This window comes from Massilia sp. PWRC2, assembly GCF_049896725.1.
Classification (GTDB): domain Bacteria; phylum Pseudomonadota; class Gammaproteobacteria; order Burkholderiales; family Burkholderiaceae_D; genus JAFCUW01.
This window is the reverse complement of record NZ_JAFCUW010000001.1, coordinates 917,519-938,789: the sequence shown is the minus strand read 5'-3', so window position 1 is coordinate 938,789 and position 21,271 is coordinate 917,519. Positions and strand designations below refer to the sequence as shown.

Here is a 21,271-nt window from a genome sequence, read left to right as displayed (position 1 = left end):
ACAGTGGCGCTCGCGCCACGCGCCTTCTGTGCAGCCATGCCGGCGCCACGGAGTAAAATAGACACTTCGTCGCACAGCCTTGCAGATTGCCAAAAATGAGTATGGAAGTTCTGGAACAAGCGGCTCACGCCGTGTCTTCGCCGCCGCAGGCCCCACTGGCGCCCGCCTTCGTCCACCTGCGCCTGCATTCCGAGTATTCCATCGTCGATGGTCTGGTGCGCATCGACGACATCGTCGCCGCCGCCGCCAAGGACAAGCAGCCGGCGCTGGCGATCACCGACCTCGCCAATCTGTTTGGCATGGTCAAGTTTTACAAGGCGGCGCGCGGCAAGGGCGTCAAACCGATCATCGGCGTCGATGCATGGATCAGCAATGACGACAACCGCGACCGGCCGTCGCGCCTGTTGCTGTTGGCAAAAAATCACACGGGCTACCTGCAACTGTGCGAACTGCTGTCGCAGGCGTGGCTGAGTAATCAGCACAAGGGCAGGGCGGAAATTCGCCCCGAGTGGCTCGAGGCACTGGCCACCAGTGCATCGACCCTGCACCCCGAGCAGAGTCAGGCGAACGGCTTGATCGTGCTGTCGGGCGCGCAGTTTGGCGACATCGGCATGGCGCTGGAAAACGGCAACGTCGAGCTGGCCGAACGCTGCGCCAAACGCTGGGCCGCCATCTTCCCCGGTCACTTTTACGTGGAAGTGCAGCGCGCCGGCCAGGCCAACCAGGAAGCCAGCCTGCGCAACGCCGTTGCCCTGGCCGCACGCCTGCAACTGCCGGTGGTGGCTACCCACCCCATCCAGTTCCTGGCGCAGGACGAATTCATTGCCCACGAAGCACGTACCTGCATTGCCGAAGGTGAAATGTTGGCAAACGGTAAGCGCGTAAAGCGGTTTAATGAAGAAATGCGCTTTAAAAAGCAGGCGGAAATGGCAGACCTGTTTGCCGATATGCCGGCGGCGCTGGCCAATTCGGTGGAAATTGCCAAGCGCTGCAATGTGGTGCTGACGCTCGGCAAGCCGCAACTGCCCAACTTCCCCACGCCGCCCGGCATGACCATCGACCAGTTCCTGGTGGCCGAATCGCAGGCGGGCCTGGAACAGCGCCTGTTGCAGCTCTATCCAGACGAGGCCAAGCGCGAAGCGGAGCGGCCGCGCTACGAAGCGCGCCTGAAATTCGAGACCGACACCATCTGCAACATGAAGTTCCCCGGCTACTTTTTGATCGTCGCCGAATTCATCAAGTGGGCCAAGGAAAATGGCGTGCCCGTCGGTCCCGGCCGTGGTTCGGGCGCCGGTTCGCTGGTCGCCTATTCGCTGTTGATTACCGACCTAGATCCCTTGCAATACAACCTGCTGTTCGAGCGCTTCCTGAATCCTGAACGGGTTTCCATGCCCGACTTCGATATCGACTTTTGCCAGGAAGGGCGCGACCGCGTCATCCAGCACGTCAAGGATTTGTATGGCAAGGAAGCGGTCTCGCAGATCGCCACCTTCGGTACCATGGCGGCCAAGGGCGCCATCCGCGACGTCGGCCGCGTGCTCGATTTCGGCTACAATTTTTGCGACGGCATCTCCAAGCTGATCCCCTTCAAGCCCGGCAAACCGGTCACCATTGCCGACGCCATCGCCGAAGAGCCGCAACTGGCCGAGCGGCTGGAAAATGAAGATGAAGTCAAGCAGCTGCTCGAGCTGGCCCAGCAAGTCGAAGGCATCGCCCGCAATATCGGCATGCACGCCGGTGGCGTGCTGATCGCCCCCGGCAAGCTGACCGATTTCTGTCCCTTGTACACCCAGGGCGGCGACTCTGGCGTGGTATCGCAGTACGACAAGGACGATGTGGAAGCGGTTGGCCTGGTCAAGTTCGACTTTTTGGGCTTGACCACCTTGACCATTCTCGACCGCGCGGTACGCTATATCAAGCAGCTCGATCCGGCCCAGGCCGAGTTCGACCTGTCGCGCCTGCCGCTCAATGACCGCGCCTCCTACGATTTGCTGACCAAGGCGAAAACCGTCGCCATTTTCCAGCTCGAGTCGCGCGGCATGCAGGGCATGCTGAAAGACGCCCGGCCCGACCGCTTTGAAGACATCATTGCCCTGGTCGCCCTGTACCGGCCGGGTCCGATGGACTTGATCCCCGACTTTTGCAAGCGCAAGCACGGCGAAAAATTCGATTATCCCGATCCGCGCACCGAGGCCATTCTGTCGGAAACCTACGGCATCATGGTGTACCAGGAGCAGGTGATGCAAATGGCGCAGATCGTCGGCGGCTATTCGCTGGGCGGCGCCGACATGCTGCGCCGCGCGATGGGTAAAAAGAAGGCCGAGGAAATGGCCGAGCACCGCGAAATTTTCCGCGCCGGCGCTGCCAAGGATGGCTTGTCAGCCGCCAAGGCCGACGAAATTTTCGACTTGATGGAAAAGTTCGCCGGCTACGGTTTTAACAAATCGCACGCCGCCGCCTACGCCCTGCTGTCCTACCACACGGCCTACCTGAAAGCGCACCACACGGCCGCCTTCATGGCTGCCAACTTGTCGCTGGCGATGGACGACACGGATAAAATCAAGATCCTGGTGGAAGACGCCATCGACGTCTGCAACCTCACCTTGCTGCCGCCGGACATCAATTATTCCGATTATCGTTTTACGCCGGAAGGCGAGGCGCCCTCGGTGACCGGCAAACGCGTCACCAACATCCGCTATGGTCTGGGCGCCGTCAAGGGTTCGGGGCAGGGCGCCATCGAGGCGATTATCGCCGCCCGCGTCAAGGGCGGCACATTCGTCGACCTGTTCGATTTCTGCCTGCGGGTCGACCGCAAGCAGATCAACCGCCGCACGGTCGAATCGCTGATCCGCGCCGGCGCCATGGACTGTTTTGGCGTCGACCGCGCCATCCTGCTCGCCTCGGTCGCCTTTGCGGTCGAATGCGCCGACCAGGCGCAGGCCGCAGTCAACCAGGTCAGCCTGTTTGGCGGTGACGACGCCGACCTGGTGGCGCCGCCCGAGTATGTCAAGGTGGCAGCGTGGAGCGAAAAGCAAAAGCTGTCGGAAGAAAAAATCGCGCTGGGCTTTTATTTGTCCGGCCACATGTTCGACACCTACGCCACCGAGGTGCGCCGCTTTGCCCGCACCAAGCTGAAAGATCTCGATCCGTCGCGCGAGCCGCGCATGCTGTGTGGCGTCATCACCGGCGTGCGCAGCCAGATGACCCAGCGCGGGCGCATCCTGATCGTTTCACTGGACGACAAGACGGCGGTGGTCGAGGTGACCATTTATAACGAGCTGTTTGACGCCCACAAGAACATGTTCAAGGAAGATGAATTCCTGCTGGTGGTGGGCAAGGTATCGGAAGACCGCTTTAATGGCGGCTTGCGGATCACCGCCGAAAAGGTATTCGATATCGCCGCCTCGCGCGTGCAGTACGGCCACCGCCTGACCATGGACATGGCGTGCACCATCAGCCCGGCCAAGGTGGCCGAAGTGCTGCAGCCGTACCGCCACAACGATGGCTTGCCGGTGGCGCTGCGCATCAGGCCGCACGGGGTCGAGTGCCTGCTGCAGCTCGGTGACGAGTGGCGGGTGGCGCCGTCGGACGCGCTGCAGCTGGCGCTCGAGCAGGTGCTGGGAGCGCAGGCGGTGGCGGTCGAGTACTAGGCGCTCGATGCAGCGGCCAGGGCGCCCTGCGCCTGGCGCCGCGCGCCCACATACAGGCAGCCCGCCAGCAACAGGAACCAGTGCGCCTCGGTGGTGTCCCACAGCAGGCTGTTAAACGCTGAGGTAAAAATGTAGATCGCCAGCAGCACGATGAGGATATCGCCTGCAAACGTGCGGCGCGCCGCGGCCGCCGCGCGCGCCAGGCTGGTCAGCATGGCGAAATACACCAGCAGGCCGAGCGCGCCCAGCTGCACGGCCACCAGCATGAATTCGCTGTGCGGCTGGTGCCGCGCCAGCGCCAGTTCGGAACCGGCCGGCCAGTTGCGCTTGGCGGTGGGGGCGTACACTTCGGCAAAGCCGCCGGTGCCCACGCCGATCAGCGGATGGGCGGCAAATGCGCGCAAGCCGACCGCAATAAAACTGACCCGCAAGCCATTCGGCGACTGCACCTTGTCGTGCGCGATTTCATTGATCATGTCGTCGGTGCGCGACTTGACGTTCGCCGAGGTCGCATACACCGCCAGCGCCGCCAGTGTCAGCGCCGCCAGCGCCACCACCACCCGCAGCGGCGTCAAGCGCACGCGCAGCAGGAATACGGTGATCAAGCCGACCAGCAGCACGACGAAGCCAGTGCGTCCCTGGCTGAGGAACATGATGGGCAGCGCCGCCAGCACTGCCGCCGCCAGCGCCAGCACGCGCGAGCTGGTGCGACGCGCATGGCTGGCGATCAGCAGCGCGGCGCTGCTGGCGAAACCGAGCAGGATGCCAATGCTGATATGGTTACGAAAGACGAAGGCGTCGCGGGTGTCGGCGCTGACGCGCCACCAGCCCAGGCTGGAACTGGGCATCAGGCCGACGCTGGTCAAATAGATCGAGGCCAGCAGCACGCCCAGGCCGGCCAGGCAATAAGTGAGCGCGCGGCGCGGCAGCCGTTCATCGCGCCAGGCCAGCACGATCACCATCGGCAGGATCAACAGGCGGCTGTATTTTTTCAGGGCGGTGAGGACGTCAGCGCGCGGGGCGACGGTCCAGCTGACGGCCAGCAGGTACAAGGCCAGCAGCAGCAGTGCCAGCAAGCCCGGTAGCAGCGTGCGCGGCTGGCGCAGCAGCGCACGCAGGGGGGCGCTGCTGGCAAGCGCCAACAGGAAGCTGAGGTAAGCGAGGCCAACGAAGACATTGGTCAGCGCCGTCGAAAACGCCACGGCGAACAGGGCCAGCAAGAACAGCTGGCTGGCCGCGCGTTCCGCCCGCGACAAGGGGTATTGAGAAACAGTTGTCATGTATGGGTTACAGTCGGTGCCAAAGTCAGGGTGAGCCATTCTAGCAAAGCGCACAGCAGGCAGGCCAGTGGTGGCGGTTTTCAGCAGATTGGACCGTGCTCGTGCGAAAATATCGGGCCGGCGACGGCACCGCGCATAACCAGAAAGATGAACCGATGGAAAAAAACAGTATCGCCAGGCGCCTTGGCGCGGTGGTGTGGCCTTATCGGGGTCGCGCGCTGCTGTCGCTGCTGACCATGGCCGGCACCGCCGCCACCCAGCCCTTGCTGGGCAAGGCGCTCGAATTGCTGCTCGATCGCGGGTTTGGACCGCACCGCGAGCCCTTTAGCCTGTGGCTGGTGCCGGCCGTGCTGCTGACCATTTTCGTGCTGCGCGGCGTGTTCACCTTTTCCACGGCTTACCTGAACAACTGGATCATGAGCCGCGTGCTCAACGACATCCGCGGCATGGTGTTCGAACGCGTGCTGCGCCTGCCGGTGGCGCGCTTTGCCCATGAATCGACGGGCAAGATCATCAACACGGTGATCGGCGACGTGCGCCAGGTGGTCGACATGATCAACTCGGTGTTCCTCGCCTTCGTGCGCGATTCGATGGTGGTGGCCGGCCTGCTGATTGGCCTGATGCTGCTGAACTGGAAATTGACGCTGGTGGCGCTGGTGGTGGTGCCGGCCACCGCTGTCATCGTGCGCACCACCACTGGTCGCCTGCGCCGTCTCAATCGCGACAACCAGCGCATCACCATCGAGATGACCCAGGTGGTCGAAGAAGCGGCGCGCGGCCACCAGGTGATCCGCGTGTTTTCCGGCGAGCGTTACGAGCGCGCCCGCTTCGAGCAGCGCAGCACCGCGCTGCGTGGTTTCTCGCAGCGCATGACGGTGGCGCATGCCGCCACCGTGCCGATTACCCAGGTCGCCACCGCGCTGGCGGTATCGGTGGTGATCGTGCTGGCGATCCAGTCGAACATGAGTACCGGCGAATTCACCAATTTTATTACCATGATGCTCATGCTGCTGCAGCCGCTCAAGGCGCTGGTCGAAGTCAATGGCCCGATGCAGCGCGGGATGACGGCGGCGGAAACCGTGTTCGACATGATCGACGCCCCTTCCGAGGATGACCGCGGCAAGGTGGTGCTGGCCCGTTCGCGCGGCCACCTGCGCTTCGACAACGTCTCGTTCCAGTATCCGCAGGCGAGCAGCATGGCGCTCGAGCAGGTGTCGCTGGAAGTGCTGCCGGGGCAGACGGTGGCGCTGGTGGGCGTCTCCGGTGGCGGCAAGTCGACCCTGGTCAGCCTGGTCACGCGCTTTTTTGCGCCGCAGTCCGGTCGTATCACGCTCGATGGCGTCGCCTACGACGACATCACCTTGACCAGCCTGCGTGCCCAGCTGGCCATGGTCAGCCAGAACGTGGTGCTGTTCGACGATTCCCTCAAAGCCAACATCGCTTACGGCGCCGAGCATATCGATCAAGCGCGGCTGGCGGCGGCCATCAAGGCGGCGCACCTGACCGAGGTCGTCGCTGGCCTGCCGCAAGGGGTCGAGACGGCGATCGGCGAAAACGGCCTGCGCCTGTCGGGCGGCCAGCGCCAGCGGGTGGCGATCGCCCGCGCGCTCTACAAGGACGCGCCGATCCTGATTCTCGACGAAGCGACGTCGGCGCTCGACAATGAATCCGAGCGCGCCGTGCAGGCCGCGCTCGACGCCCTGATGGCCGGGCGTACCACCATCGTCATCGCCCACCGCCTCTCCACCATCGAGCGCGCCGACCGCATCGTCGTACTCGACCAGGGCCGCATCGTCGAATCGGGCCGCCACGACGAACTGCTGGCCAAGGGCGGCACTTATGCCAACCTGTACCGGCTGCAGTTCCCGGAGGCGGCGTGAACGACGCTGTCGTGCGTACGCTGGTCATTTCGCCCAACTGGATTGGCGACGCCGTGATGGCGCAGCCGCTGCTGCAGCGTTTAAAACTGCGCGCACCCGGTCGCCCCATCGATGTGCTGGCGCCGCCGTCGGTGGCGCCGGTGTGGCGGGCGATGGCGGAGGTCGACCAGGTGCTGGAGACGCCGTTCCGCCACGGCGCCCTGCAACTCAAGCAGCGCTGGCAGTATGCGCGCCTGCTGCGCCAGCGCGGCTATGGCGACGCTTACGTGCTGCCCAACACGCTCAAATATGCGCTGATTCCGTGGCTGGCGGGGATCGCCCGGCGGGTCGGTTACAAGGGCGAAGCGCGCCATGGCTTGATCAATGTGATGCACCGCGACGATACGCCGCCGCGGCCGATGGTGGCGTTTTATGCGGCGCTGGCGGCGGACCCGCGCGCACCCTTGCAGGCAGCGCCGCGACCGCGCCTGCAGGCCAGCGCTGGCGCCATGCTGGCCGCAGCCGACCAGGCCGCTCTGGCGCCTGGCCAGGTGCTGGTGGTGTTTGCCCCCGGCGCCGAATTCGGCGGCGCCAAGCGCTGGCCGGCGGCCCACTTCGGTGCGCTGGCGCAGGCCCTGGTGGCCGCCCATCCAGCGATCAGGATTGCCATGCTTGGTTCACCGAAGGACCAGGCGGCGGGCGCCGAAGTACTCGATGCTGCCGGCGCCGCGCGCGCCAGCCTGATCAACCTGGCCGGCGCCACCAGCCTGGACGAAGCGATTGCCCTGCTGGCGCGCGCCGATGCGGTGGTGGCCAACGATTCCGGCCTGCTGCACATTGCCTCGGCGCTCAACCGGCCGGTGGTGGCGCTGTACGGTCCCACCGATCCCGATCACGCGCCGCCGCTGGCCGATGTGGCAGCCACAGTTTCACTGCGGCTGGCGTGCGCACCGTGCCGGCAGCGCGAGTGTCCGCTGGGTCATCACGACTGCATGCAACAGATGACGTCAGAACGGGTATGGAGCGCGCTGCGGCCGATGCTGCTGCGCCAAGCGTAGGGGCGACTGGCCAGTGCCGTCTCCCTGCCGCCGCGTGTGCCCCAGCGCCTCCCCCTCAATGCGCAAAATACAGCCCATGCAAATGCGCCAGATCGACCTGACTGGCCGGCTGCGACAGCGCCACCTTCCCGCTTTGCATCAGGTACACATGATCTGCCACCGCCACCGCGCGCGCCGTATTTTGTTCGACCAGGATGATGGTCCGTTTGCCGTCTTTTAAGCGCGCCAGAATCTCAAACAGTTCATTGACCACCAGCGGCGCCAGTCCCAGTGACGGCTCATCGATGATCAACAGCGCCGGATTGGACATCAAGCCGCGCGCCATCGCCAGCATCTGCGCTTCGCCGCCCGACAGCGATCCGGCCAGCTGGCGGCGCCGTTCGCGCAGGCGGGGGAACATGACGTAGGCTTCTTCCAGCCGCGTCGCCAGGTGCGCGCGCTGCGCCTTGGCGAACGCCCCCATCGTCAGGTTTTCTTCCACGCTCATGTCGCGAAATACCATGCGGCCTTCGGGGATCATCGCCACCGACAGGGCGGCCATGTCCCAGGTGCGCTTGCCTGACAAGTTGTGGCCATCGAGCGCAATGCTGCCAGCGCCGAGCGGCACCAGCCCCATGATGGCGCGCAGCAGGGTGGTCTTGCCGGCGCCATTCGGGCCGATGATGGTAGTGAGTTGTCCGCGCGCGGCGCTCAGGCTGACGTCCCACAACACATTGATGGCGCCGTAGCCGGCCCTGACATCGTTCAATTCGAGCATCGCCTGTTCCATCATGCCGCTCCCGTATAACTTTGAATCACTGCCGGATCGCGGAACACAGCGGCCGGCGCGCCATCGGCGATCAGCTGGCCAAAATTGAGCACTGCCACGCGCGGACACAGGCTGCTGATGGTTTCGATGTCATGTTCGATCATCACGATGCCGACATTAAACTGCGTATGCAGCTCGCGCAGCATGCCCATGAAGCGGCGTTTGCCGGTGGTCTCCAGGCCGGCCAGCACTTCGTCGAGCAGCAGCAGCTGCGGGTCGGTGGCCAGGGCCTTGGCCACCTCCAGTGCTTTTAATTCTGTCAGCGCCAGTTCGCTGGCGGCATCGCGGTCGGCCTTGGCGCTGAGCGAGGTGAAATCGAGGATTTCATCGAGTCGCTTGTGGTCGATGCGGCCGGTACCAAAACGCTGCGCCACCAGCAGGTTTTCGCGCACCGTCAGTTCGTGCATCGGTTGCGGCACCTGAAAAGTGCGGCCGATGCCCATGCGCGCGCGCTGGTACATGGGCGCGTGCAGGATATCGCGCCCGCCAAAGCGGATGCTGCCGGCAGTCGGCTGCACCAGTCCGGAAATGGCATTAAACAGCGTGGTCTTGCCAGCGCCATTCGAGCCGACCAGGCCAATCACGTCATTGCTGGCGATTTTCAGGGTGACGTCGTTGACGGCAGTCAGACCGCCAAAGCGCACCGAGACGTTGTGCAGTTCAAGCATGCGCTGCTCCCTTCGACTTCTTTTTCAGGTTCAGCAGCGACATCAGGCCGGACGGGCGCAGCACGATCATCGCCACCAGCAGCACCCCCAGCACCAGCTGGTGGCCGGTGGGCAGATAGCTTTTGAAGATCAGCTGGTCGGCCAGGTAGATCACCAGGGCGCCGATAACCGGACCGAGAATGGTGCGATAACCGCCAAAAATGGCAGCGACGATGGGCAGCGTGACCCACAGCGCGCTGAAGGCATAATCGGGTTCGATAAAATTGATGTAGTGCGAATTGACCGCACCGAACATGCCGGCAATGAAGGCGGACACCATCAACATGGCGGCTTTGAGCAGGGTGCTGTTGACGCCGACGACGCGGGTGGCGTCTTCGCTGTCGTGCATGGCGCGCAGGGCGATGCCGTAATAACTGCCGCGGATGCGCTGGTAAGTGAACGCGCACAGCACCACCAGCGTGAGCGCGATCAGATAAGCGCCCAGCTTGTTGCCGAAGTCGAAGCCGAACAGCACCGGAAAGCCGGGAATGCCGGCCACGCCACCGGCGCCGCCCGTCACGCTGGTCCATTCGGTGGCGAGGATGCGGAAGATATGGGCGTAAGCGAGGATGGCCAGCGCAAAGTACGGCCCGCGCAGGCGCAGCACGGGCAGCATGACAACCGATGCCAGCACCGCACCGACGCCGCCCAGCAGCACGCCGAGCAGCACCGGCACCCCCAGCTTGGCGGTGACGATCGCCGATACATACGCACCGATGCCGAAGAAGGCCGAGTGGCCGAAGCTGACCATGCCACCGAGGTTGCCCAGCAGGGCCCACGACAGGGCGACGCCACCGATGATGATGGCAGCGACGATCATGCTCATGATGTAGTTATTCGCGCCCAGTGTCAGTGGCACGACGACGTAGGCGGCCAGCAGCAGCAGGGCGATGGCAATGTTGTTCTTCATCCGCGCCTCCGGGCTGCGCCAAACAGGCCATTGGGCATCACGAACAGCACCAGCAGGAACAAGCCCATGCCAGCGAGTTCCTGCAGCGCCGAACTGGCCAGGGTGACGGTGAGCGCTTCGGCCACGCCGAGCAGCACGGCGCCCAGCAGCACGCCGGGAATCGAGCCGACGCCAGCGAGCACGGTGATGATAAACGCCTTGACGGTCAGGGCGCCGCCGTAAGCCGGTTGAATCACGCCATAGCTAAACAGGGCGACGCCGGCAAACGCTGCCAGCACGCCGGCGACGATGAAGGACACCAGCTCGGTTTTGCCCGGATCGATGCCCATCAATTTGGCGGCGTCGCGGTTGCTGGAGACGGCGCGCACGGCGCGCCCATACCAGCTGCGCGAGAGCCACCACCACAGCGCCACCATCAGCACGATGGCCACGCCAAAGAAAATCAGTTCGCTGCGCATGCTGTAGAAGGGACCGACGACGAAGGCTTCCTGCAGCCAGGTCGACGACGTCGAGCGGACGTCGGCGTGCCACACCAGCAGGATCAGGTTAGTGAGGATGACGCCGATGCCGTAAGTGAGAATCAGCGAATTGATTTCGCGGTCCTGCTTGATGCGGCTGACCACCGCATACACCAGCGCCGCCGCCGTGCACACCACCAGCAGCGCAATCGGGATGGCGAACATGGGCCCCAAACCGAGGCCCGATTCGACCGCGTAGGCGATGTAGGCAGCCAGCAGTACCAGCTCGCCGTGCGCCAGGTTGATCACCTTCATGGTGCCAAACACCAGCGCCAGGCCGAGCGCGATCAGGGCGTAAGAGCCACCCTGCAGCAGGCCTGAATACAGGGCCTGCAAAATCAGTTCAGTCATGTCGTCTTCTTTTCGTCAGCTGGTATGAATACGCTGCGCTTACCAGGGGGTGGCCGGATAGGCCATCTTGCCGGTGGCCGTTTCTTTCGGCCACACGATGACGATTTTCTTGTCCTGGTGCTGCCCCATACGGTGGATGAAGTTGGGATTGTCGCCATTGGCGCCGAACTGCACGCGGCCGATCAGGGTCTCGCGGTCGGTCTTGCGCATTTCGTCGACGATGCCACCTTTTTTCAGCGTGCCCTTGTCGGCAGCGCGGGCGATCGCTTCAAACAGCAGCATCGATTGGACGTAGCCGAACTGGCCCAGGTAATCGGGCTCTTTCTTGTACAGCGCTTTATAGGTATCGGCAAACGCCTTGCCGTCGGCGGTCTTGAATTCGGCCGGGAAGGGCAGCAGGGCAGTGCCGTACACATTGGGCATCAGGTCAGGAAAATCAGCCGCCATTTTAGGCGTCGCCAGTGACCACACGCCGACCATCGCCTTGACGTTCGGTTTTAACACGCGGGCGGCGCGCAGGATGCCAACATAATCGTTTTCGTAGCCGACCATGGCGATCACTTCGGATTTGTCCTGCAGCTTGACCTTGTTGATAATCGGCTTGAAGTCAGTGATGGCGGGATCGAAGCTGTGCATGGCCACCTTGACACCCTTGGCGGCCAGCGATTTTTCGACATCCTTGGCCAAACCCGAAGTGGCATCCTTGGTCGAGTAGATGATCGACACCGATTTGGCGGCCACCTCGGTGAGCATGCCGACCATGGCTTTTTCGTAGCCGGCCGAGTTATTGATGCGGAAAAAAGTCTTGCGCCCGGCTGATACCAGGGCGTCGTCGACGCCGCCCGAGGTGACGTACACCATCCCCAGCTTGTTGGCGGCGTCCGAGGCGGGCGAGATGTTATTGCTGCCATAGCCGCCGGTGATCGCCACTACGCCGTCGCTGGCGAGCTTTTCGACGGCAGCGATGGCCTTGGCCGGCGCCGATTCGTCATCGATGGTGACGATCTTGATGGTGTGCTTGCCATTGGTTTTATTAAAAACCTCGGCAGCGACCATGATCCCTTCCTGCATGCCGGCGCCGACCCGCGCTAGTGAACCGGTCAGCGGCAATTCGGCGCCGACCTTGATTTCTTCGGCACCGGCGTTGAAACTGAAGGCTGTCGCCACCAGTGCGGCCAGGGCGGCCTGCTTGATCGTGTGCTGCATCGTGTGCTGCATCGTGTGCTTTAACGTCTGCTTCATCGTGCGCTTCATCGTGTCTCCTCGATTGTGGTTGTCAGGGATTGCTGTCTATTTGTGCTGTACTTAATTCGGCTGCCAGTGCTTTCAACCGGCCTTTCAAAATCTTCCCCGTCGCTGCCGCTGGCAGCGCCGCCATGATGATGATCTGGCTGGGGCATTTATACGGCGACAGGTGCTGCGCCAGATGCGCGCGCAAGGCGTCGACCGACGGTGCATGCGCCGGATCAGCCTCCACGAAGGCCACCACTTCTTCGTTGCCGCCAGCGATGGCGCGTCCCACCACCGCCGATTGCGCCACGCCCGGGCAGGCATTGAGCGCCGTCTCCACTTCCAGCGGGTAGACATTAAAGCCGGAGCGGATGATCAGTTCCTTGGTGCGGCCAACGATGAACAGGGCGCCATCGGCGTCCTGCCGCGCCATGTCGCCCGTATTGAGCCAGCCGCCGTCGCGCATGGTGGCCGCCGTCAGCGCCGGTTCCTGATAATAGCCCTTCATGACGTTCGGCCCGCGCACCCATAGTTCGCCGGCCACGCCGGCGTCGACGTCGACCCCACCGGCGTCAACGATGCGTACGGCCACGCCAGGGATGACGGCGCCCACCGACGTGTCGCGGCGCGGCGCATCGAGGCGGGTCTGGCTGATGGTGGGCGACGACTCCGTCATGCCGTAGCCGTTATGCAGTGGCATGCCAAATACCTGTTCGACCTGCGTCTTTAACACCGGGTCGAGCGGCGAGCCGCCAGCGTACAAAAAGCGCAGATCGCTGGCCGCCAGCGCCGGTGCGGCGTCGCTCAATTCGAGCAGGCGCGCGTACATGGCCGGTACCCCCTGCAAAATGGTCAGGCGTGCGTCGACGATCGCGCGCAGCATGGCGCGTGCGGAAAAACGCGGCGCCAGGTACAGGCAGGCGCCAGCGTACAGGGTGCCGAGCATCACCGAAGCGAGGCCGTAGACGTGCGAGATGGGCAGCACACCGTAGGCGCGGTCGGCCGGACTGAGGCCGCGCAGGGTGCTGGAAACGGCGGCGGTGAACAGCAGGTTGCGGTGGCTGAGCATCACCGCTTTCGGGTGGCCGGTGGTGCCGGTGGTGTAGATCAGCGCCGCCACTTGGTCACTGGAAGCGTCCACCGGCTCGGGCGTGCAGTCGCGGTTGAGCGGACCGATCGCCAGTGCGCCTTCTTCCAGCGCGCCGGCGCGCTCGGCGTGCTGGCGCGCTTCCGGCGATGCCGCCACTGTGTAGAGCACGCGCCGCGCACCGCAGTGGGCGCGGATATTGGCCACTTCGGCGGGCGACAGCCGGGCGTTGACGTTGACGATCCAGGCGTCGAGCTCGGCGGCGGCAAAAATCAGTGCCACCTGGGCCAGGCAGTTTTCGCCCACCACCATCACGCGGTCGCCGCCGCGCACTTCCAGCTGGCGCAGCAGGGCGGCGTGGGCGTCGACCGCGGCAGCGAGCTGCTGGTAAGTGGTGGTGACCGCGCCATCGTGCAGGGCCGGCGCAGACGGGCTGGCCGCCGCGCGCGCCCGCACGATGGCGCTGATGCGATCGGGCAGGCTGGCCAGCAGCGCCGCCGTGTCGATGACGTCAGCGGCGTTCATCAACCGCGCGCCGCCTTGATCATGTTGCGGGCGATGACGATTTGCTGGATTTGCGAGGTGCCTTCGTAAATGCGGAACAGGCGCACATCGCGGTAAAAGCGCTCGGCTGCATATTCGCTGATGTAACCGGCGCCACCGTGAATCTGCACCGAGCGGTCGGCCACGCGGCCGCACATTTCGGAGGCGAACAGCTTGCAGCAGGACGCTTCGGTGGAGACGTCGTCGCCATTGTCACGCTTGCGGGCGGCATCCTGCACCATCGATTTGGCGGCATAGATTTCGGCCTTGGAGTCGGCCAGCATGGCCTGGATCAGCTGGAATTCGGCGATCGGCTGGCCGAACTGCTTGCGTTCGAGGGCATAGCGCAGGGCGTCATCGAGCATGCGTTCGGCGGCGCCGACGCAGACGGCGGCGATATGCAGGCGGCCCTTGTCGAGCACCTTCATGGCAGTCTTGAAGCCGACGCCCTCCTTACCGCCAATGATGTTCGACGCTGGCACCCGGCAGTTGTCAAAGATGACGTCGCAGGTATGCGCGCCCTGCTGGCCCATCTTCTTGTCGATTTTACCGAGCGACAGGCCGGGGGTGTCCTTCTCGACGATGAAGGCCGAGATGGCGCCGGCGCCGCGCAGGGTGGGGTCGGTGCGCGCCATCACCGTGAAAATCGACGCTTCCGGCGCATTGGTGATGTAGCGCTTGGAACCGTTGATGATGTAGTGGTCGCCGTCGCGCACGGCGCTGGTGCGCAGCGACGCCGCGTCCGACCCGGAACCGGCTTCGGTGAGGGCGAACGAGCCGATGATGTCGCCGGCTGCCAGCTTCGGCAGGTAATACGCTTTCTGCTCCGGCGTGCCATCGATGACGATGCCCTGCGAGCCGATGCCATTGTTGGTGCCGATCAGCGAGCGGAAGGCGGGCGAGGTGCGGGCGATTTCAAAGGCCACCCGCACTTCTTCTTCCATGGTCAGCTCGAAGCCGCCGTACTGCTCGGGGATCGACAGGCCGAACAGGCCCAGTTCGCGCATCTGGGCGACGATGGCCGGCGGGATGGTGTCGGTTTCGGCGACCGTGTGTTCGGCCGGAATCAGCACTTCGCGCACGAAGCGGGCAATGCTGTCCAATAAAATCGAGAGGGTTTGTTCGTCACGGATCATGGTGGGTGTGAGCGCCTAGCGGCGCCCCAGGTTGGTTTCAATTTGTTTGACGAGGGCGACCAGGCGGGGACCGAGCTCGCCCACCAGCTTGTCGCGCGAGAACAGAAAGGCCGGGCCGCCGCAGTTAAACGCCAGCAGCTGTTCGCCATCGGCGCTGAAGATCGGCACGCCGACCGCGTGGACATCGCTCTGCCATTCGCCGGCGGAGAGGCAAAAGCCGAAGTCCTGGTAATCCTTGTAGGCCTGCTCGATGCCGGCGCGGATGCGCGGCCAGCGCTGGCCATCCTGCTGGCGCACGTGATCGAGCAGATAATCGCGCTCGCCCTGCGGCAGCACGCACAGCAGCGCCTTGCCCATGGCAGTGGTGGCCAGCGGGATGCGCGAGCCGATGTCGAGCCGCAGGGTGACGTTGGCGCTGCTGCGGCAGGTTTCGATGTAGACCATGTTGAGGCGGTCGCGCGTGCCCAGCGACACCGAGGCCTGGGCGTATTCGGCCAGCTCCATCATCGGCGCACGCGCCAGCGCGCGCACGTCCAGGCTCGAGAGCATGCGGTAGCCCAGCGCCAGCACACCGGCGCCCAGCCGGTACTTGGCCTGGCGCTCGGAGTAATTCAGGTAACCCAGTTTGGTCAGGGTATACGTCAGGCGCGAGATGGTCGGCTTGGGAATGCCGCAGCGGCGCGCCAGTTCGGCGTTGGTGAGGAACTGGTCACCGGGACGAAAGCAGCGCAGCACCTCGAGGCCGCGCGCGAGTGCGTTGACGAACTGGCGGTCCTTGTTGTGGTCCTGGTCACCCTGGTTACCTTGCTCACCGCCTTCGCCCCCTGCGCCGTTGTCGGCGCGGTAGTCCGGTACTTTGATCTCCGCTGCCATGCTGTTGACCTTGCCTAGAATGCATTGCGCCCCAGTGTGAACCGGGCGGGCAGGCGCGTCAACCGAAATTCGAAATGGCAGTTCGCACAGCGGAACAAAATTATTCTGTGTGGAAATGTTGTTTCCACGACTCAAAGCGCATTTTTCACTAGCGGTGGTTGCGTTTCCTCATGGTATTCTTTCGAAATCAAAAAATTTGGCCGCGTTTTGCCCATGGGGGCAAGCCAGCGGCCCGACCATAAAACGGAGAAGAATATGTCTTTCCTTGATCGCGATCGTACCATCGCCGGCCCCGGATTTTCGCGCTGGCTGGTGCCGCCCGCCGCCCTCGCCATCCACCTGTGCATCGGCATGGCCTATGGTTTTTCGGTGTTCTGGCTGCCCCTGTCGAAAGCCATCGGCATTACCAAGTCGATCGCCTGCGCGCCTGAACTGACCTTGATGGCGCAGATCATGTCGGCCGACTGCGACTGGAAAATCTCGATGCTGGGCTGGATGTACACGCTGTTCTTCGTCTTCCTCGGTTCGTCCGCCGCCCTGTTCGGCGGCTGGCTCGAACACGCCGGCCCGCGCAAGGCTGGCGTTGTCTCGGCCATCTGCTGGTGCGGCGGCATGCTGATCTCGGCCATCGGCATCAAGACCCACCAGATCTGGCTGATGTGGCTCGGTTCCGGCGTGATCGGCGGTATCGGCCTGGGACTGGGCTATATTTCGCCCGTCTCCACCCTGATCAAATGGTTCCCGGACCGCCGCGGCATGGCCACCGGTATGGCCATCATGGGCTTCGGCGGCGGTGCCGTGATTGGCGCACCGCTGGCCAACAAGCTGATGACCTACTTTGCCACCCCCACCTCGGTCGGCGTCTACGAGACCTTTTTGACCATGGCGGCGATTTATTTTGTCTTCATGATGGCCGGTGCGCTCGCTTACCGTGTGCCGGCGAATAACTGGAAACCGGCCGGCTGGACCCCTCCCGTGCGCCAGACCGGTAACGCCATGATCACCCAGCGCCATGTGCACGCCAGCCGCGTGTGGGGGATTCCCCAGTTCTGGCTGCTGTGGGCGGTGCTGTGCCTGAACGTCACCGCCGGCATCGGCATTCTTGGCATGTCCTCGCCGCTGATCCAGGAAGTGTTCGGCGGCCAGCTGCTCGGTCTTCCCGCCGGCACCTCGTTTGGTACCCTGACACCGGCGCAGCTGGCCCAGACGGCCGCCATTGCCGCCGGTTTTACCGGTCTGCTGTCGCTGTTTAATATCGGCGGCCGGTTTGTGTGGGCCTCGTGCTCGGACTTCCTCGGTCGCAAAAACACCTATTTTGTGTTCCTCGGCCTGGGCCTGGCGCTGTACGCCGCCATCCCGACCATGGCCCACAGCGGCCAGCTGGCCCTGTTTGTCGCCTTTTTCTGCGTCATCCTGTCGATGTATGGCGGCGGCTTTGCCACCATCCCTGCCTACCTGGCCGACCTGTTCGGCACCCAGATGGTGGGCGCCATCCACGGCCGCCTGTTGACCGCCTGGTCGGTGGCCGGCGTGTTCGGTCCGATCCTGGTGACCGGTTTCCGCGAGTACCAGATCGCCGCTGGCGTGCCGAAGGCGCAGGTCTACGACACCACCATGTATGTGCTGGCCGGCCTGGTGGCGCTGGGCTTTCTGTGCAACCTGATGGTCCGTCCGATCGCCGACAAGCACTTCATGAGCGAGGCCGAACTGGCCGGTGAAAAGCAGCGCGCTCACGAGCGCCTGGCCAGCGCCAGCGCCAGCAATGGCAATGCGGGCAATGCGGGCAATGCGGCAGTGGCCGTCAGCAGCGGCACCACCTCGCCGCTGGTGGTCGCCTTTGCGTGGGCCGCGGTTGGCATCCCGCTCGCGTTTGGTATCTGGACCACCCTGCAAAAGGCAGTGACGCTGTTCCAGTGATGGATAGAACCTGACCACGGTCAGGTTTGCGCGAATCACAGCGTTGTTTCGATGGTCAGAAGGGGCCGGGGCGCAGCACCCGGCCCCTTGCATTTGGCGGCTATGGCACAATCACGGCATGTCTGATAAATCTTCCCTGCGCCCGACGCTGTCGTGCGCGAGCGCCGCTCTCACCCATGAAGTCGAGGTCATCGATGAGCGCGGGCGCCGCTCCACCATTGCCATTCCGGCCGAACGCCCGCTCACCATCTACGTCGACAAGCGCGAGCTGGTCACCCTGATGACGCTCGGTGGCGCGCCCGAAGCGCTCACTCTCGGCTATCTGCGCAACCAGCGCCTGGTGCGCAACGTCGATGAAATCGAATCGGTGCAGGTCGACTGGTCGGTCGATGCGGTTGCCGTGGTCACCCGCAACGGCATCGCCGATGTCGAGGCGCGCACCGCCAAAAAAGTCGTCACCACCGGTTGCGGTCAGGGCTCGGTGTTTGGCGGCCTGATGGACGAAATCGAGCAAATCTCGCTGCCGGCGGCGGCGCGCCTGTCGCAGGCGGTGATCTACACCATCGTCGATACCATCCGCACCCAGAACTCGATCTACAAGCAGGCCGGCTCGGTGCACGGCTGCGCGCTGTTTTCCAGCAGCGGCGAGCTGCTGCACTTTTTTGAAGATGTGGGCCGCCACAACGCCGTCGACGCCATCGCCGGCCGCATGTGGCTCGAAGACATCGATGGCGGCGACAAGGTGTTTTATACCACCGGCCGCCTGACGTCCGAGATGGTGATGAAAGGCGCGCAGATGGGCATTCCCTTCCTGCTGTCGCGCTCTGGCACCACCCAGATGGGTCATATGGTGGCTGAACGGGTCGGCATGTCGCTGCTGTCGCGCTGCTCGGGCAAGCATTTTCTGGTGCTGACGGGGCAGCAGCGCATTGAATTTGACAGCAGCCTGCTCGATCCGGCGCTGCGCCCGCTGGCCGCGGCTGACCACCGTTAATGAATCTGTTCGATGCGGTCAAGGGTGCGTTTGCCCTGTTTTTGGCGGGCGACGCCGCCCTCTGGCGCATCATCTGGATATCCCTGAAAACCTCGCTGGTCGGCCTGCTGCTGGCAGCGCCGCTGGCGGTGGTGGCTGGCTACGCCATTGCCGCCCACCGTTTTCCAGGCCGGCGCGTGGTGATCTGGCTGGCGCAGGCGGCGCTGTCGCTGCCGACCGTGCTAATTGGCTTGCTGCTGTATTTGCTGCTGTCGCGCCATGGTCCGCTCGGTTCCCTGCAGTGGCTGTTTTCGCAGCCTGGCGTGATTGCCGGCCAGTTCGTCATCGCCATGCCGGTGCTGCTGGCGTTCACCCTGGCGGCAGTGCAGGCGGCCGATCCGCGCTACGCCGAAACGGCGATCGCCCATGGCGCCTCGCCGTGGCGGGTGATGCTCACGGTGCTGCACGAAGTGCGCTTCGGCGTGATGGCTGCCATCATCAGCGGCTTTGGCCGCGTCATTTCCGAAGTGGGCTGCGCCCTCATGGTGGGCGGTAACATCGCCGGCGAAACGCGCACCATCACCACCGCCATCGCGCTCGAGACCAGCAAGGGCGAATTCGCCCAGGGCATTGCGCTCGGTATGGTGCTGGTGGCCATTGCGCTGTTGATGAATGGCGCCCTGATGCTGTTGCAGGGCGACGCCCACGCCGCCCGGGGGCGCCTGTGAGCGCGCTGCTGGTGATCGAGCAGCTGCGCAAGCGCTTCGGCGAGCGCACCCTGTTCGATATCGACCGCTTCACCATCGCCGCCGCCAGCGCGTATGCGCTCACCGGCGTCAATGGCGCCGGCAAGAGCACGCTGCTGCGCATCCTGGCCGGCCTCGAACCAGCGCAGGCGGCGGTGGTGCGCTTCAACGGCCAGGCGCTGGCGCTGTCTCCCTATCCGGCCGCATTGCGCCACGCGGTGGCGTATGTACACCAGCATCCGATCATGTTTTCTACCAGCGTCGCCCACAACATCGGCTACGGCCTGCTGGCGCGCGGGCTTGGCCGTCAGCAGGTACAATCGGCGGTCGACGAAGCGATGGCCTGGGCTGGCGTCGAGCACTTGCGCGGCAGCGATCCGGTGAGCCTGTCGGGCGGCGAAAAACAGCGGGTGGCGCTGGCGCGCGCACGCGTGCTGCGGCCACGCCTGCTGCTGCTCGACGAACCGACTTCGAACCTCGACGGTGCCGCGCGCGAGCAGGTGATCGCCCTGATTCCCACCCTGATTGCCACCGGCTGCAGCGTTGTCATGGCCTGTCACGACCCTGACCTGATTGGCCTGCCGGGGGTGCAGCGTATCAAGCTGCGGGATGGCCAGATCGAATTTCGCTAAACTGTTTTACCTTTTGATTTTTGAGTCATTCACCCAAAGGAGCACCCATGAAACGCCGTAGCCTGTTCGCCCTGTTGATCGCCGCCGCCATTATTTCGCCGCTGGCCAGCGCCGCCGAGCCGATGGTGATCCGCATGTCGACCACCACCAGCACCGACAATTCCGGTCTGCTCGGCTGGCTGCTGCCGGCGTTTGAAGCAAAGACCAATACCAAGGTCAATGTCATCTCGGTCGGCACCGGCAAGGCGCTCGAACTGGGCAAGAACGGCGACGTCGACGTCACCCTGGTGCATGCGCGCGCCGCCGAAGACAAGTTCGTCGCCGATGGCTGGGGCATCGACCGCCGCGACGTCATGTACAACGATTTCATTGTCGCCGGCCCGGTCAGCGACCCGGCCCGCATCAAGGGCAGCAAGGATGTGCTGCTGGCGTTCCGCAAAATTCACGACAGCGGCGCCAAGTTCATTTCGCGCGGCGACAACTCCGGCACCGACATCATGGAAAAGGCGTACTGGAAGTCGGCGGGCGTCAATCCGGCCGGCGCCACCTACATCTCCGCCGGCCTGGGCATGGGCGAAGTGCTCAATATGGCAGCCGAACTGCAAGCCTACACCCTGACCGACCGCGCCACCTATGGCGCCTACAAGGCCAAAACGGGGCTGGAAGTGGTGGTCGAGGGCGACAAATCGATGTACAACCCGTACGGCATCATCGCCGTCAACCCGGCCAAGCATCCCGGCATCAATTACAAGGGCGCCAGGCTGCTGATCGACTGGATCACTTCGACCGAAGGGCAGGCGCGCATCGCGTCGTTCAAGCCGGCCGGCCAGCAGCTGTTTTTCCCGACGGCGAAGTAAGTACAGGCGCCCACCGCGGCGCTGCCGGCGCCGGCGGCGCCGGCTGGACAGGGACCAGTACAACTGTAACGGATGTGCGTCAACATCGGGACGTGGATCGGCTATACTTGTAAAATTGCAATAGCGGCGGCGCCAC

At 64.1% G+C, this 21,271-nt stretch carries 17 protein-coding genes; 8 read left to right on the top strand and 9 right to left on the bottom strand.

Going from position 1 to position 21,271, the window contains the following annotated elements; all coding sequences use genetic code 11:
- The first annotated feature begins 101 nt into the window (after window positions 1–101).
- The gene (gene dnaE / locus ACP7BZ_RS04165) at window positions 102–3,650 is read left to right on the top strand and encodes a DNA polymerase III subunit alpha (protein WP_426110541.1); all 3,549 of its coding nucleotides are present in this window, start codon (window positions 102–104) and stop codon (window positions 3,648–3,650) included.
- On the opposite strand, the gene ACP7BZ_RS04160 is transcribed toward dnaE, so the two are convergent.
- Window positions 3,647–4,930, bottom strand: a complete 1,284-nt coding sequence (locus ACP7BZ_RS04160) for an O-antigen ligase family protein (protein ID WP_426110376.1) — start codon at window positions 4,928–4,930, stop codon at window positions 3,647–3,649. The two genes, dnaE and ACP7BZ_RS04160, sit on opposite strands and share 4 nt — an antisense overlap.
- A 155-nt stretch (window positions 4,931–5,085) precedes the next feature.
- Here ACP7BZ_RS04160 and msbA point away from each other — a divergent pair, with 155 nt between their 5' ends.
- Complete coding sequence (msbA, locus tag ACP7BZ_RS04155; RefSeq protein WP_426110539.1) at window positions 5,086–6,810, top strand: lipid A export permease/ATP-binding protein MsbA; 1,725 nt, start codon at window positions 5,086–5,088, stop codon at window positions 6,808–6,810.
- Complete coding sequence (waaF, locus tag ACP7BZ_RS04150; RefSeq protein WP_426110375.1) at window positions 6,807–7,847, top strand: lipopolysaccharide heptosyltransferase II; 1,041 nt, start codon at window positions 6,807–6,809, stop codon at window positions 7,845–7,847. The genes msbA and waaF overlap by 4 nt, the downstream gene beginning before the upstream one ends.
- A gap of 55 nt (window positions 7,848–7,902) precedes the next feature.
- Here waaF and ACP7BZ_RS04145 read toward each other — a convergent pair whose 3' ends face one another.
- The 8 genes from ACP7BZ_RS04145 to ACP7BZ_RS04110 form a co-directional block, all read right to left on the bottom strand.
- A complete protein-coding gene (locus tag ACP7BZ_RS04145; protein WP_426110537.1) occupies window positions 7,903–8,604 on the bottom strand; it encodes an ABC transporter ATP-binding protein in 702 nt (233 codons plus the stop codon).
- 11 nt (window positions 8,605–8,615) lie between these two features.
- Window positions 8,616–9,323, bottom strand: a complete 708-nt coding sequence (locus ACP7BZ_RS04140; protein ID WP_426110374.1) for an ABC transporter ATP-binding protein — start codon at window positions 9,321–9,323, stop codon at window positions 8,616–8,618.
- On the bottom strand, window positions 9,316–10,272 hold the full coding sequence (locus ACP7BZ_RS04135) for a branched-chain amino acid ABC transporter permease (RefSeq protein WP_426110373.1): 957 nt from the start codon (window positions 10,270–10,272) through the stop codon (window positions 9,316–9,318). The genes ACP7BZ_RS04140 and ACP7BZ_RS04135 overlap by 8 nt, the downstream gene beginning before the upstream one ends.
- Entirely contained in the window at window positions 10,269–11,141 is an 873-nt protein-coding gene (locus ACP7BZ_RS04130) for a branched-chain amino acid ABC transporter permease (protein WP_426110372.1), read from the bottom strand. Before ACP7BZ_RS04130 ends, ACP7BZ_RS04135 begins: the two co-directional genes overlap by 4 nt.
- 39 nt (window positions 11,142–11,180) lie before the next feature.
- On the bottom strand, window positions 11,181–12,347 hold the full coding sequence (locus tag ACP7BZ_RS04125; RefSeq protein WP_426110535.1) for an ABC transporter substrate-binding protein: 1,167 nt from the start codon (window positions 12,345–12,347) through the stop codon (window positions 11,181–11,183).
- A 70-nt stretch (window positions 12,348–12,417) separates the two neighbouring features.
- Window positions 12,418–13,983: a class I adenylate-forming enzyme family protein gene (locus ACP7BZ_RS04120; protein WP_426110371.1), complete on the bottom strand. Its 1,566-nt coding sequence runs from the start codon at window positions 13,981–13,983 to the stop codon at window positions 12,418–12,420.
- On the bottom strand, window positions 13,983–15,137 hold the full coding sequence (locus ACP7BZ_RS04115; protein WP_426110370.1) for an acyl-CoA dehydrogenase family protein: 1,155 nt from the start codon (window positions 15,135–15,137) through the stop codon (window positions 13,983–13,985). Before ACP7BZ_RS04115 ends, ACP7BZ_RS04120 begins: the two co-directional genes overlap by 1 nt.
- Window positions 15,138–15,152: 15 nt before the next feature.
- Window positions 15,153–16,010: an IclR family transcriptional regulator gene (locus ACP7BZ_RS04110; protein ID WP_426110369.1), complete on the bottom strand. Its 858-nt coding sequence runs from the start codon at window positions 16,008–16,010 to the stop codon at window positions 15,153–15,155.
- A 255-nt stretch (window positions 16,011–16,265) separates the two neighbouring features.
- Between ACP7BZ_RS04110 and ACP7BZ_RS04105 the strand changes: the two genes are divergently transcribed.
- The 5 genes from ACP7BZ_RS04105 to ACP7BZ_RS04085 all read left to right on the top strand — a co-directional run bounded on the left by ACP7BZ_RS04105 (window position 16,266) and on the right by ACP7BZ_RS04085 (window position 21,135).
- Window positions 16,266–17,927 carry an OFA family MFS transporter gene (locus tag ACP7BZ_RS04105; protein ID WP_426110368.1) on the top strand — a complete coding sequence of 554 codons (1,662 nt, stop codon included), beginning with the start codon at window positions 16,266–16,268 and terminating at the stop codon, window positions 17,925–17,927.
- Between the two features lie 118 nt (window positions 17,928–18,045).
- Window positions 18,046–18,921 carry a formate dehydrogenase accessory sulfurtransferase FdhD gene (locus ACP7BZ_RS04100; protein ID WP_426110367.1) on the top strand — a complete coding sequence of 292 codons (876 nt, stop codon included), beginning with the start codon at window positions 18,046–18,048 and terminating at the stop codon, window positions 18,919–18,921.
- A complete protein-coding gene (locus ACP7BZ_RS04095) occupies window positions 18,921–19,628 on the top strand; it encodes an ABC transporter permease (RefSeq protein ID WP_426110366.1) in 708 nt (235 codons plus the stop codon). Before ACP7BZ_RS04100 ends, ACP7BZ_RS04095 begins: the two co-directional genes overlap by 1 nt.
- Entirely contained in the window at window positions 19,625–20,278 is a 654-nt protein-coding gene (locus tag ACP7BZ_RS04090; protein ID WP_426110365.1) for an energy-coupling factor ABC transporter ATP-binding protein, read from the top strand. Before ACP7BZ_RS04095 ends, ACP7BZ_RS04090 begins: the two co-directional genes overlap by 4 nt.
- Window positions 20,279–20,325: 47 nt before the next feature.
- The gene (locus ACP7BZ_RS04085) at window positions 20,326–21,135 is read left to right on the top strand and encodes a substrate-binding domain-containing protein (RefSeq protein WP_426110364.1); all 810 of its coding nucleotides are present in this window, start codon (window positions 20,326–20,328) and stop codon (window positions 21,133–21,135) included.
- Window positions 21,136–21,271: the final 136 nt, after the last annotated feature.